The sequence below is a fragment of the Pseudomonas sp. yb_2 genome, from assembly GCF_043103905.1.
GTDB lineage: Bacteria > Pseudomonadota > Gammaproteobacteria > Pseudomonadales > Pseudomonadaceae > Aquipseudomonas > Aquipseudomonas alloputida.
Window position 1 is genome coordinate 13,849 of record NZ_JBICKH010000073.1, and the last position, 12,774, is coordinate 26,622.

General features: G+C 57.0%; 10 protein-coding genes and 1 pseudogene. 8 read left to right on the forward strand and 3 right to left on the reverse strand.

Translation table 11 applies throughout. From position 1 onward, the window contains the following. Positions 1-42 precede the first annotated feature (42 nt). The 3 genes from ACF8FB_RS18405 to ACF8FB_RS18415 all read left to right on the forward strand — a co-directional run bounded on the left by ACF8FB_RS18405 (position 43) and on the right by ACF8FB_RS18415 (position 3,553). Entirely contained in the window at positions 43-1,500 is a 1,458-nt protein-coding gene (locus ACF8FB_RS18405; RefSeq protein ID WP_367250806.1) for an NAD-dependent succinate-semialdehyde dehydrogenase, read from the forward strand. Between the two features lie 51 nt (positions 1,501-1,551). After that, the gene (locus tag ACF8FB_RS18410; RefSeq protein WP_367250804.1) at positions 1,552-2,631 is read left to right on the forward strand and encodes a tartrate dehydrogenase; all 1,080 of its coding nucleotides are present in this window, start codon (positions 1,552-1,554) and stop codon (positions 2,629-2,631) included. A 76-nt stretch (positions 2,632-2,707) separates the two neighbouring features. Beyond that, positions 2,708-3,553, forward strand: coding sequence for a substrate-binding periplasmic protein (locus ACF8FB_RS18415; protein WP_367250802.1), 846 nt, complete (start codon positions 2,708-2,710; stop codon positions 3,551-3,553). 25 nt (positions 3,554-3,578) lie between these two features. Here ACF8FB_RS18415 and ACF8FB_RS18420 read toward each other — a convergent pair whose 3' ends face one another. After that, positions 3,579-4,505: a 2-hydroxyacid dehydrogenase gene (locus ACF8FB_RS18420; protein WP_367250800.1), complete on the reverse strand. Its 927-nt coding sequence runs from the start codon at positions 4,503-4,505 to the stop codon at positions 3,579-3,581. Between the two features lie 282 nt (positions 4,506-4,787). Here ACF8FB_RS18420 and gabT point away from each other — a divergent pair, with 282 nt between their 5' ends. The 4 genes from gabT (at position 4,788) to acs (ending at position 9,572) form a co-directional block, all read left to right on the forward strand. Next, entirely contained in the window at positions 4,788-6,083 is a 1,296-nt protein-coding gene (gene gabT / locus ACF8FB_RS18425; protein WP_367250798.1) for a 4-aminobutyrate--2-oxoglutarate transaminase, read from the forward strand. Positions 6,084-6,176: 93 nt separating this feature from the next. Further along, entirely contained in the window at positions 6,177-6,833 is a 657-nt protein-coding gene (locus ACF8FB_RS18430) for a 2-haloalkanoic acid dehalogenase (protein ID WP_367250797.1), read from the forward strand. 41 nt (positions 6,834-6,874) lie between these two features. Continuing rightward, on the forward strand, positions 6,875-7,363 hold the full coding sequence (locus ACF8FB_RS18435; RefSeq protein WP_144172315.1) for an Lrp/AsnC family transcriptional regulator: 489 nt from the start codon (positions 6,875-6,877) through the stop codon (positions 7,361-7,363). A 256-nt stretch (positions 7,364-7,619) separates the two neighbouring features. Continuing rightward, positions 7,620-9,572 carry an acetate--CoA ligase gene (gene acs, locus ACF8FB_RS18440; RefSeq protein ID WP_392511650.1) on the forward strand — a complete coding sequence of 651 codons (1,953 nt, stop codon included), beginning with the start codon at positions 7,620-7,622 and terminating at the stop codon, positions 9,570-9,572. 708 nt (positions 9,573-10,280) lie between these two features. Here acs and ACF8FB_RS18445 read toward each other — a convergent pair. Beyond that, a pseudogene (locus ACF8FB_RS18445) lies at positions 10,281-10,400 on the reverse strand (IS5/IS1182 family transposase); the annotation flags it as partial. Between the two features lie 291 nt (positions 10,401-10,691). On the opposite strand from ACF8FB_RS18445, the gene ACF8FB_RS18450 reads away from it, so the two are divergent. After that, positions 10,692-11,027 carry a hypothetical protein gene (locus ACF8FB_RS18450; RefSeq protein WP_367250794.1) on the forward strand — a complete coding sequence of 112 codons (336 nt, stop codon included), beginning with the start codon at positions 10,692-10,694 and terminating at the stop codon, positions 11,025-11,027. Positions 11,028-11,367: 340 nt separating this feature from the next. On the opposite strand, the gene ACF8FB_RS18455 is transcribed toward ACF8FB_RS18450, so the two are convergent. Continuing rightward, positions 11,368-12,687 (reverse strand): hypothetical protein, encoded by a 1,320-nt coding sequence (locus tag ACF8FB_RS18455; RefSeq protein WP_392511651.1) that lies wholly within the window; start codon positions 12,685-12,687, stop codon positions 11,368-11,370. Positions 12,688-12,774: the final 87 nt, after the last annotated feature.

Here is a 12,774-nt window from a genome sequence, read left to right on the forward strand (position 1 = left end):
CGCCTGAATAAACTGAAGGCTGTCTCGGAACAGGACTCGATCATGCTCAAGAATCGTTTGCAAGACCCCAGCCTGCTGGTAGAACTGGCGTACATAGACGGCCAGTGGGTGGCGGCTGATAACGCCGCCACTCTGGATATCCTCGATCCTGCCACGGGCGAGTGCTTGGCCCAGGTTCCTGCCATGCAAGGCGCACAAACCCGTCTCGCCATCGAAGCTGCGGAGCGCGCCTGGCCGGCCTGGCGGGCTCGGCCGGCTGCGGAGCGCGCGGTGCTGCTGGAGCGCTGGTATCAAGCCATGCTCGACAATCTCGACGACTTGGCGTTGATCATGACCTGCGAGCAAGGCAAACCGCTCAACGAAGCCAAGGGCGAGATCCGTTATGGCGCTAGCTTCGTCAAATGGTTCGCTGAGGAAGCACGGCGCGTTTACGGCGAGACCATTCCTGCCCCGAGCGGTGACCGACGCCTGCTCACTCTGAAGCAACCGGTCGGCGTCTGTGCCGCTATCACTCCGTGGAACTTCCCCAACGCGATGATCACTCGCAAATGTGCACCGGCCCTTGCCGCCGGTTGTCCGGTCATCGTCAAGCCTTCGGAGCTGACGCCACTCTCGGCACTGGCATTGGCAGTGCTGGCCGAGCGAGTCGGGATACCGGCGGGAGTGTTCAACGTCGTGACCGGCTTGCCGAAGGGCATTGGCGAAGAACTCACCAGCAACCCGACAGTGCGCAAGATTTCCTTCACTGGCTCGACTGCCGTGGGGAGCTTGCTGATGCGTCAGAGTGCCGAACAGATCAAGCGCCTGAGCCTGGAGCTGGGTGGCAACGCTCCCTTCGTCGTGTTCGACGATGCGGATCTGGAGCAGGCGGTGACCGGCATCATGCAAAGCAAGTTCCGTAACGCCGGGCAGACTTGCGTCTGCGCCAACCGGATCCTGGTACAGGACGGGATCTACGAGCGTTTCGCTCAGCGCCTGGTGGAGGAGGTGGGCAAGCTCAAGGTCGGCAATGGCCTGGAGGCTGACGTGACCATAGGCCCGTTGATCAATGCAGCAGCGGTAACAAAGGTCGCCCGGCATATCGACGATGCCCTGGGCAATGGAGCTCGTCTGCTCTGTGGCGCAATTCCCAAGGGGGACGATCAATTCGTCCAGCCGACGGTTCTCGCCGATGCTCATGCCGGGATGTTGCTGGCTAACGAAGAAACCTTCGGTCCGGTCGCACCACTGATGCGCTTCAGCACTGAAGAAGAGGCGCTGACCCTTGCCAATGCCACACCCTATGGCCTGGGTGCCTATTTCTTCACCCAGGACCTGCGTCGCTCGTGGCGCTTCGGCGAAGCGCTGGAGTTCGGCATGATCGGTCTCAATACCGGGCTGATCTCCATGGAAGTAGCCCCATTTGGTGGTGTCAAGCAGTCCGGTCTTGGCCGCGAAGGCTCCAAGTATGGTCTGGACGAGTACCTGGAAGTCAAAGCATTCCATATCGGTGGACTGTAGGACGACTTGTTTGTACAGGCTTGATTGATGCAAATCCGCGAAGGTAATGACATGAGCAAGACATTCAAGATCGCCGCGATTGCCGGCGATGGCATCGGTAAGGAAGTACTGCCCGAGGGGCTGCGGGTGTTGGAACAGGCTGCCCGCAAGTGGGATCTGGATTTGAGTATCGAAGTGCTCGATTGGGCCCACTGCGATTATTACCTGGAACACGGGCAAATGATGCCCAACGACTGGTTCGATCAACTGAAAGGCTTCGATGCTATCTACTTCGGTGCGGTGGGTTGGCCGGACAAGGTGCCGGATCATATTTCCCTGTGGGGCTCGCTGCTCAAATTCCGCCGCGACTTTGACCAGTACGTAAACATCCGGCCGGTGCGCCTGTTTCCCGGCGTGCCATGTCCGTTGGCCGGTCGCGAGGCTGGTGATATCGATTTCGTGGTGATCCGCGAGAATACCGAAGGCGAATATTCCTCGGTTGGCGGCAAGATGTTCGAAGGTAGCGAGCATGAGTTCGTGTTGCAGGAGTCGGTATTCACCCGACGGGGTGTGGATCGCATTCTCAAATTCGCCTTCGACCTGGCCCAGACCCGGGCGCGCAAGCATGTGACTGCTGCGACCAAGTCCAATGGCATTTCCATCAGCATGCCCTACTGGGACGAGCGCACCGCGCTGATGGCGGAGCAGTACCCGGACGTCAGTTGGGACAAGCAACACATCGATATTCTCTGTGCGCGCTTCGTGCTGCAGCCGGATCGTTTCGACGTGGTGGTGGCCTCGAACCTGTTCGGCGATATCCTTTCCGATCTCGGCCCTGCCTGCGCCGGTACCATCGGTATTGCCCCCTCGGCCAACCTCGATCCCGAGCGACGATTCCCGTCGCTCTTCGAGCCGGTGCACGGCTCGGCCCCGGATATCTATGGGCGCAACATCGCCAATCCAATCGCGATGATCTGGTCCGGTGCGCTGATGCTGGATTTCCTTGGCAATGGGGATGAGCGCTACCGTGCCGCCCATGATGGCATTCTCAAGGCTATCGAGCAGGTGATCGCCGAAGGGCCAGTCACCCCCGACCTGGGCGGACAAGGTTCGACCCAGGACGTTGGCAAGGCAATTGTCGACGCGCTCTAGATCTAGTTTCAATCAATCGCGCATCACCCTTTTGCCCGCTCACACTGCGGGCTTTTTTCTTGGTCGGAAGGTTGTCATGCTTAGATGGTCGATCTTTCTCTTTACTTGCGTCTGGCACACCTTCAACTGGGCAGGCACGCCGATAGATGTGGTCATTCTTTGCGACGCCGGATACCCACCCTACAGCTACGCCGAGGGTGACGAGGCCAAGGGGATCTATACCGATGTGTTGCGCGCAGCGTTTGCCCGTATGCCGGAATATCGCGTGCATATTCGCCCCGTCCCTTGGGCGCGAGGCCTGAGTGAATTGTCGCAAGGTCGGGCCTTCGCCCTTTACCCGCCATATCGACGGCCTGGCGAACGTCCCTGGATGGATTACTCACGCCCTATCGTGCGGGAAACGCTGGTCGTTTTCTTGCGCACCGAAGTGGCTCGCACAATTGAGCAGGAACGTTTTCCGCAAGCCTATCACGGCCTGCGCATCGGCCAGAACAGAGGGTTCCTCAACGTTGTCGATCAGGACTACCAGGCAATGCTGGCCAAGGGTGAGCTGCGACAGATCAATTCCAAGGACAATCGCACCAACCTGGCCATGCTCTATCGTGGACGACTGGATGCCTATATCAATGACCGTCGGGCCGTGCTGTGGGAGCTGGAGCAGATGCGGCGCGACGGCCTCTTTGATGAAAACTCTCTCGATTGGTTAGTCGAAGGGCCTTGGCTCTCAGGCGAGGAGGGGTATTTGGGTTATACCCGCATCAATACGTCGACCTATCCATACCAGGGTGATTTCAAGAAACGTCTGGACGCGATCCTGTTCGATCTTGAGCGGGAGGGCGTCATCTATAGCATCATCAGACGTAACGATGCGTCCTACCCACTCAACCTGCGGGCGGCGGACAGTCAGGACGCCATCCGGTAAGCCCTTGGGTCATTTTGAAACAGCGCTAATAGCCCTGTTTTCGGTCGACCAGGCCCAACATGGGTTCGCCACGCTGATGCCGGCGAATATTCTCCAGCAGCACGTCAAACGCGCTTTCTGGTTGGGTCATCGCGGCGATATGCGGGGTCACCAAAATCTGCGGGTGCTGCCAGAATGGATGCTCGGGCCGGGCCGGTTCTTCTCTTAGTACGTCGAGCACCGCAGCACTGATTTGGCCACTGGCTAAGGCCTCCAGCAGGTCATCTTCCACCAAGTGCCCACCTCGCCCCATGTTGACCAGTGCGGCACCTTTGGGCAGGTGCTGGAACAATTGATGGTCGAGAATCCCCACAGTCTGCTCGGTCAGTGGCAAGACACAAAGCAGGATGTCGCACTGACCGAGGAACGACGGCAATTGTTCGGCACCGGCAAAACAGTCGACGCCGGGTATGCAGTGCCGGCTGCGTGCCCAACCCGACAATTCGAAGCCATAGGGCTTCAAAGTGGCGAGTATCTGCTGGGCTTGCAAGCCCAGGCCCATGACCCCGACCCGGCGTTTCGATGCGGGAAGCAATCGGTGGGCTTGCCAGTGCTTTTCGGCCTGTTGCTGGCGATATCGCAACATGTCCCGGTGGAGGCTGAGTACGGCGAAACTGGCGTATTCGCACATGCCCTGGGTAATGCCCGGATCAAGCAAGCGAACCACCGGCAAATCCGCCGGCAAGCGGTCAAGGTCGAGCTGATCGACACCGGCCGACAGGGCGAACAGCACCTGCAGGTTTGGCAGCAACGTTTCGAGATTGTTCGGTGCCTGCCAAGCCGCCAGGTAGCGGATATCCTGCGGATCGCCGAGGTCTGGCCAAGCGCGCCATTCGATATCCGGGGCCCGTTCAGCGAATAACGCTTCCCATTGTTCGCCGCGTACCGGGTCGGCTTTGTAGAGCAGGGTCATGGGCGTTTCCTCTTTTGAGCGAAGAACGGAGCATGCCCGAATGGCGGAGCAGAATCTGTCGGAAAGTCTGGTTCAAAAGGGGCGGTGGTGTTGTATCTCGGCATAAATCGGCAGTTTCCAAGGGGGCTTCAGCGCTTGATGGATTCTGCCGTTTGGCGGGGTGAAAACAGTCGATCCGAATTTCTCAGCGGCCAAGTTCGGCTTAGAGCATTGCGTCAAAGGCTTAACCTAAGGCACATCGCAGCCGCCTCCTGGTTGCCTGGCTCACTAATGGGAGATGCCATGAACAGCAAATGCGAAGATTCCCCTTATCTGCTCCAGCAGCGTGATCAGTTCGTGCCGCGGGGTTTGGTCACTGCTCACCCGCTGGTCATCGATCGGGCCCAAGGGGCCGAAGTGTGGGATGTAAGTGGTAAGCGTTATCTGGACTTCGTCGGCGGGATCGGTGTGATGAACATCGGCCACAATCACCCGAAGGTGGTGGCGGCGGTTCAGGCGCAGATGAAGAAGGTCACCCATGCCTGTTTCCAAGTGGTGGCGTACAAGCCCTACCTCGACCTGGTGCAGTCTCTGTGTAAGCTGGTCGCAGGCTCCAGCGGCATTGCGCACAAGGCAGCGCTGTTCACCTCGGGTGCGGAAGCCGTGGAGAACGCCGTGAAGATTGCCCGCGCCCATACCAAGCGTCCGGCGGTTATTTCCTTCCGTGGCGGTTTTCATGGTCGCACATTGCTCGGTACGACCCTGACTGGCATGAGCCAGCCCTACAAGCAGAACTTCGGTACGGCGCCCGAGGTTTTCCACACACCTTATCCGAATACTTATCGCGGTTTCACCACCGAAATGGCACTGCAAGCACTGAACGAGCTGTTTGCCACTCAGGTCTCGCCAGATCGCGTAGCTGCGATCATCATCGAACCAGTCCAGGGCGACGGCGGTTTCCTTGCCGCGCCGGTCGAATTTCTCCAGGCATTGCGCACGCTGACTGAACAGCACGGAATCGTGTTGATTGCCGATGAAGTACAGACTGGCTTCGGCCGTACCGGCACTTGGTTCGGTTTTCAGCACGCCGGCATTCAGCCGGATCTGGTCACAGTAGCCAAGAGCCTGGCTGCCGGGATGCCGATCTCGGGTGTGGTTGGTCGCGCAGAGATCATGGATGCACCAGCCCCCGGCGGCCTGGGCGGTACCTATGGGGGTAACGCGCTGGCTTGCGCGGCAGCGTTAGCAGTGATCGAAACCTACGAACAGGAAAAATTGCTGGCGCGCGGTGTGAAGCTAGGTGAGCGCCTGCGTCAAGGCCTGTTGCGCCTGCAAGCGCGTTTTCCTCAAATTGGTGACGTCCGCGGTACCGGGCTCATGCTGGCTATCGAACTGGTTAAGGACGATGCGGCCCGCAGCCCGGCCCCAGAGCTGAACCAGCAAGTGATCGATGAGGCTCGCAAGGGTGGCCTACTGGTGATCAAGTGTGGTGTGTACCGTAACGTGCTGCGTTTTCTCGCTCCGCTGGTTGCCGAGGACGCACAGGTCGATGAAGCGTTGGATATCCTTGAGATGGCGTTGTCCCGCGTTTCAGGCTGAGTCTGGACTCGGTCGGCGACTGACACATGTGGCCGACCGAGCACCCTCACGAGGCTCAATTCTTGAAGTGCTATTATGGGAGGTATCAAGGCCATGGAGCTGACTGACTACCGTGCACTGCTGATCAATTGCGATGAGGTCCTGTTTGATCGGGACGCTGGCATCTGGACGGCATTGCAACCGCTGCTCGAGAGTTATCCGAATACTCTGAGTAGAGAGCAGGCGTTGGCTGAATATGATCAGGTGATGCGCGGACTTTATCCTCGTTTCTCCGAATTGGGGTTCAGTGGTCTGCTGTGTTTCGCACATCGCCAGTTGGCCGAGCGTTTGGGGCTCAAGGCGAGTTGGGAGGAGGGTATGACATTTGCCCGTTCGGTTTGCGACTGGCCCCTATACGAGGACGCACCTGGCGCAATGCTGTATCTGCGCAAGTTTTACCGGCTGCTGATTTACGGAGACCGCGACAGTGCTGATCGCGAGGCATTCTGTGAACGTGTGGGAATCCCGTCGGAAGATTTTCTGTCGCTGACCAGCAAGCCGCTGGAAGATCGAGACTGGCTATTGACCAACGGCCTGGAACCTAAAGATTTTTTGTTGGTGTGCGGCTCGCCTGCCGATCTATCTTTGGCAGGTGGCGTGTGCCTGATCCAGCGCGGTTGCGGCGAACATCGATCAGCGGGCCCTGCGGACTTTGATATCGACAGCATGGCGGACCTAGTGACACAGCATCAACGATCTCTCAGGCGCTGATACTGACGGCATGATTGCATAGAACAATCACGAGGTATGCGATGGAAGGGTTAGTCAAGCTTGACCGCATTGATATCAACATTTTGGTTGAGCTGCAAAAAGATGGCCGCATTACCAACGTCAGTCTCGCCGATGCAGTAGGCCTGTCGGCCAGCCCCTGCCTGCAGCGGGTCAAGCGGCTCGAGGCGGCCGGGTATATTTCCGGATACAACGCGCATCTCAACCTGGCCAAGATCACTGAGTCAGTCACGGTGTTCACGGAGATCACGCTGCACGACCATAAACGCGAAGATTTCGCTAAGTTCGAGTCCAATATTCGTTTGGTCGATGAGGTGCTCGAATGTCATTTGATCAGTGGCGGCTACGATTACCTGGCACGCTTCATGACCCGTAGCATTCCGCATTATCAGGAAGTAATGGAGGGGTTGCTGGATAAGAACATCGGTATTGCCAAGTACTTCAGCTACATCGTTATCAAATCGCCGGTGCTGAAGGATGGTGTGCCGTTGCGCAAGTTGTTGCATCGCTGAGGTATAGCAGCGTTAGCGCCGTCCTGTTCCGTAGGGTCCTGCAGCATAGATCATCGTACTCTATGTGCAGCCCAATAGCCCTTTATGAAAAGAGCTTTCCACCTCACTTTTGAATTAAGCGTGAGTGGAAGTGCCCGGTCGTTACAGTACCCCACAACATCGCAGGCGTCTGAAACAAATGCTGTATTCTCCAAACTAAACATCTTCAATCAGCGTCAATATTAAACAAACAAGATTACTTCCCGAGGTAAGAAAGATGACTGCGGCTTCTCAGTATTCCGTTCGTCCCGAGGTTCTGGCCAAGACTCTGACTGACGAGGCGACCTACAAGACCATGTACCAGCAGTCGGTTGTCAATCCGGACGCTTTCTGGCGCGAGCACGCTAAGCGCCTCGATTGGATCAACCCTTTTACTACGGTGAAGCAGACTTCTTTCGACGATCAACATGTCGACATCAAATGGTTCGCCGACGGTACCCTGAACGTTTCTCACAACTGCCTCGACCGACATCTGGTCGAGCGCGGTGATCAAGTCGCGATCATCTGGGAAGGCGATGACCCTTCCGAAAGCCGGAGCATCACTTACCGCGAACTGTACGAGCAAGTCTGCAAGTTCGCCAACGCCCTGCGTGGTCAGGACGTGCACCGCGGCGACGTAGTGACGATCTATATGCCAATGATCCCTGAAGTTGTGGTCGCCATGCTGGCCTGTGCCCGAATCGGCGCGATTCATTCGGTGGTGTTCGGTGGTTTCTCGCCGGAAGCATTGGCGGGTCGCATCATCGACTGCCGCTCGAAAGTTGTGGTCACTGCTGACGAAGGCATTCGTGCCGGCAAGAGGATCCCACTCAAGGCCAACGTCGACGACGCGCTGACCAACCCGGAAACCAGCAGCATCCAGAAAGTCATCGTCTGCAAGCGCACCGGTGGCGACATCAGGTGGAACCAGAATCGCGATATCTGGTTCGAGGAGTTGATGAAAGTAGCTGATACCGTGTGTGCGCCGAAAGAGATGGGCGCTGAAGAAGCGCTGTTCATCCTTTACACCTCCGGGTCCACTGGCAAACCGAAGGGCGTGCAGCACACCACCGGAGGCTACCTGTTGTACGCAGCCATGACCCACGAGCGCGTGTTCGACTACCGCCCGGGTGAAATCTACTGGTGCACCGCCGATGTCGGCTGGGTCACTGGTCACACCTACATTGTCTACGGTCCGCTGGCCAATGGCGCGACAACGCTGCTGTTCGAAGGTGTACCCAACTACCCGGACATCACCCGGCTAGCGAAGATCGTCGACAAGCACAAGGTCAATATCCTCTACACCGCACCGACCGCGATCCGCGCCATGATGGCCTCGGGCACCGCCGCCGTTGAGGGTACCGATGGCGGCAGCCTGCGCCTGTTGGGTTCGGTGGGCGAGCCGATCAACCCGGAAGCCTGGGACTGGTACTACAAACATGTCGGTAAGTCCCGTTGCCCGATTGTCGACACCTGGTGGCAGACCGAAACTGGCGGCAACATGATGAGCCCGCTACCGGGCGCTCATGCGCTCAAGCCAGGATCTGCCGCGCGTCCGTTCTTTGGCGTGATGCCAGCGTTGGTGGACAACTCGGGCAACATCGTCGAAGGCGAAGCCGAGGGCAACCTGGTGATTCTCGATTCGTGGCCGGGCCAGGCGCGTACGCTGTTTGGTGACCATGACCGCTTCGTCGATACCTATTTCAAGACCTTTCGCGGCATGTACTTCACCGGTGACGGCGCTCGTCGTGATGCTGATGGTTACTACTGGATCACGGGGCGGGTGGACGATGTGCTCAACGTTTCCGGACACCGCATGGGCACCGCCGAGATCGAAAGCGCGATGGTCGCTCACCCAAAAGTCGCCGAAGCCGCCGTGGTAGGTGTGCCGCACGACATCAAGGGGCAGAGCATTTATGTCTATGTAACCCTTAAAAATGGCGAAGAGCCGAACGAGCAATTGCGACTTGAGCTGAAAAACTGGGTGCGAAAGGAGATCGGCCCGATCGCTTCGCCGGATGTCATCCAGTGGGCACCTGGCCTGCCGAAGACTCGTTCGGGCAAGATCATGCGTCGAATTCTGCGCAAGATTGCGGTGGCTGAATACGAGGGTTTGGGGGACATCTCGACCTTGGCGGATCCCGGGGTTGTTCAGCATCTGATCGATAATCGAAAATTCATGAGCGCTTAAAAGGTTTCACGGAATTAAGGGAAAGACAGGCACAAGAACGCCACTTCTATGGATGAGGTTCGTCCTAGCAGATACAACCGCAAACCGGCGTTCTTGTGCATTATATTAATAGGTTCTGGACTTCTAGGAGGGGTTATTCTGTCATGTCATCTGGACTGACGGCGATGAGCCGTTGATCGATCTGATCCCGCCGCCCTTCCGACTCTGCACCTGCAGTGCTACCGCCAAGATTACCGTCAATGAATACTGTAACTTGTCCGGACTTGGCAGCAGTTTCCCATCCCCCAAGTTGCCGAGATGTTAGTCGACATTGGAACATCTTGCTAGCGCGACGGTCGTACAAACCGCGCTGGAGTAACTACCGAAGCTCAGTCGAGGCGTTCGGTAATGGTTGGTTTCGCTTTGTTCAAATTGCCTTCCCGGTGCCTATTGTACGCGTTGCTCGTCAAAGAAATGGTAAAAGTCTGCGATCATTTGCCTGCTGTGAAGAATGTTTCCAGAATCAAGGCTATTCCTGATTCTGGGATAATTGAAAGCTTTTAGATTTCAATGGCTCACAAGCCCGATGCGAGTATCGTTTCCTTCCTAGGGATTCTCCGATCAAGTCAGCACAAGTCGACCTGACCCGTGTTGAAATAGCCCTCCATTCAGCCATCCATCAAGCCCTGCCCATGAGTCAGATGAGTTTTTCCGATTTCGAGTACGCCGGTACTGGTTGCCTTTCTTCGTTTGATGCATCTCTGGATCGCGCTTGCCTACCTTGTTTTTGGTCGAACCTGGCGCGTGGATCAGGATGGCATCGAAGATGGTGCCGTGGCGCAGCGACAGACGGTCGACCTGCCGGACTGGGAGGCGTCATGGAACAGTTGGTGAGGCTTGTGCCGACCTGGTGCTGGTGGCTGATAGCCCTGGTGCTGGTCGCGGGTGGCCAGCAGTACCCTTTGTACGACAGGCATGCGTTCGTCCTTGTAAAAAGCGATGTTCGAGAGTGTGGCGCCGTTCAACTTTTCGAAGCTTCACCCGCTTCGCTTAAGAGATCAAGCGATGGGCCGCCCGCTCTTCGTTTGTGCGTGCTGGAGCAGGATGCAAGACCGATGGCTAGACGCCGCAAGGATGGCTATGATCTGCCGATCCAATGCCAAGAACTCTGCGATGTTGCTCGGGTTGAACCTGCTGAAAAAAACCAAGGATGAGTTCCTCAGAGAGCTTGCGGATCTGGCGAAAGCGCCCAGCACGCTCATCTTCATTGACACCAACATCCTGTCTTACCTCTTCAAACTTCATGCCGCTGCTCGGCAAGAGTTCTGTGCTTGGGCATCCGTGGCGATCAATGAGAAGCGCTTCTTTCTCCCGGCATGGTGCGCTGGTGAGTACCTCGCAAGTGTCAAAGAGAATCAGCTCCATTCCTACACCCCCAAGGGCAAGGGTGGCTCAACTGGCAATTGCTTAACGTGAGTTCGATTTTCGCATCGAGGAGGAGGGATGAAGAAGTCATGTTTGCAATCGTGGAGCCGGGCAACCCGCTCATGACTCAGGCCCTCGATGCTATGAAGCGCTACTACGAAGCTCAGCAGGCGAAGCTGCCTGACGATGAGATCGAGCGCATTCGGCTGGAGGCCGAGGCGCTTTTCAGGGCGGTACGAATTTCAACAGCGGATGCTAGGGCGCCGCTCCGACACGCTGCATTAACGAAGTGCGAACGTTAGCTCTATCAATTACAAAGCCCTCGGTCATGAGGGCTTTGATGGCTCTGGGCACTGTTCCCTTGCGGGATATACCGTTGGAACGTGGTCGGCTATTCGAACAGAGCGGTGTGGCGTTGAACTGTCTCGATCAACGCGTCTTCCGTGGTCAGGCCCGACCTGATCATCTCGGCAAATGCTTCCAGTGCCGGCAGTGACTTGTTCGTTTCCAACGTATCTCTCATGAAGGCTGATGCGAGGTCATCAATTGCGCTGGCGGGTTCCTGTGGTGTGCACAGCTCTTCGAACATGTTTAACACCCTCGCGCCTGGCGAGCGTTCATCAATGGCAAACAGCTCGTTGAACACCTTACCCAACGTACCGGCGATGTGATGATTGGAGCGCTTCCACGTGTCGCGCAGGTCGCCAGTTTGGTCGGCGATCTCCAGCTGCTTGCGAATTTTGGTGGGGATTGTGGCAGTCGCGCTCTGCTGGCTGTAGTAGCTGCGCCTGGACAGTGCAGCTGCATCCCGGGCAACCTTCCACATGATGAACCACATCTGCGCGACGCTGTAGGTGCGTAGTCCATCGCGAATCAGGTCTTGGATCTTCACGTAGTCTTCGGGATAGATTTGCTGGTTGTGCAGATCGCACTGATCCATCAGGTACCAGGTGACATCGCCACAAGCGTAATCCAGCCAGAGATTGCTCAGCGCCTCAGCATCGGTGAATTCCCAGTCGCGCAGCTGGCCGAATGCCTCTTCACCGCTTCCGTAAACTTCATCCGGCGGTAGGAACAGCTGTGCGAACTCCAGTCGGATGCGAACCTTGCCTTCGGCTAGAAAGTAGGTGCCGTGCCAGGCTCTTTCTGGATCATCACCGAGCACACCTTGCCGGTACAACCGGTTAACGAAACTGCCGCTAGAATATGGGGACAAGTCGTGGCAGTCATCATGTTTGAACCTGTCTGTCCATAGGCGCTGGCCTACGGATGCGTAGAGCGCGCGTAGTATGAGTACCGCATCGTCCGACAGCTCTTGATAAGAGATGGTCTTGTGCTTCATCCAGTCGATATGAGTCGAGAGCAGGGCGTCGAGCTCAGCCTTCTCGGCTGCCTCTTTTGCTTCCTGCTCCCTCTGCGCGGTTTGCAAGCATACATCACAGGAGCGGTTGGAGTGGCCGACGGTCTTCTTCAAGTCGGTACGCCCGCTTGCTCGGATGTGGTTGCCGCATTTGCACTGGTGATTGAGGTCGTAAGCGATGCACAGCTCGCGCACGTACTTTGTCAGTTGTGCAGGTTGCTTGAGCTCTCGAAACGGAACGATGTTTTTCAAAACCTCCAAAAACTCCCCGTGCTCGTTCATGCCCCAGTAGCGGCTGGCCAGTTCGATCTCTTCCGGATCCGTGGTTAAAAATTCAAGCTTTACTGCCATGTAGAATCGACCTAAATGAGTCCAATGGTTTGACGGTCACCGTCGGCGTGCTGTGGTGCACGTTGGTCACTAGGAAGCCCCACCTCC

Coding starts and splice junctions, on each gene's coding strand:
- ACF8FB_RS18405 (WP_367250806.1), top strand. CDS start 43: ATGCTCAAGAATCGTTTGCAAGACCCCAGCCTGCTGGTAGAACTGGCG.
- ACF8FB_RS18410 (WP_367250804.1), top strand. CDS start 1,552: ATGAGCAAGACATTCAAGATCGCCGCGATTGCCGGCGATGGCATCGGT.
- ACF8FB_RS18415 (WP_367250802.1), top strand. CDS start 2,708: ATGCTTAGATGGTCGATCTTTCTCTTTACTTGCGTCTGGCACACCTTC.
- ACF8FB_RS18420 (WP_367250800.1), bottom strand. CDS start 4,505: ATGACCCTGCTCTACAAAGCCGACCCGGTACGCGGCGAACAATGGGAA.
- gabT (WP_367250798.1), top strand. CDS start 4,788: ATGAACAGCAAATGCGAAGATTCCCCTTATCTGCTCCAGCAGCGTGAT.
- ACF8FB_RS18430 (WP_367250797.1), top strand. CDS start 6,177: ATGGAGCTGACTGACTACCGTGCACTGCTGATCAATTGCGATGAGGTC.
- ACF8FB_RS18435 (WP_144172315.1), top strand. CDS start 6,875: ATGGAAGGGTTAGTCAAGCTTGACCGCATTGATATCAACATTTTGGTT.
- acs (WP_392511650.1), top strand. CDS start 7,620: ATGACTGCGGCTTCTCAGTATTCCGTTCGTCCCGAGGTTCTGGCCAAG.
- ACF8FB_RS18450 (WP_367250794.1), top strand. CDS start 10,692: ATGATCTGCCGATCCAATGCCAAGAACTCTGCGATGTTGCTCGGGTTG.
- ACF8FB_RS18455 (WP_392511651.1), bottom strand. CDS start 12,687: ATGGCAGTAAAGCTTGAATTTTTAACCACGGATCCGGAAGAGATCGAA.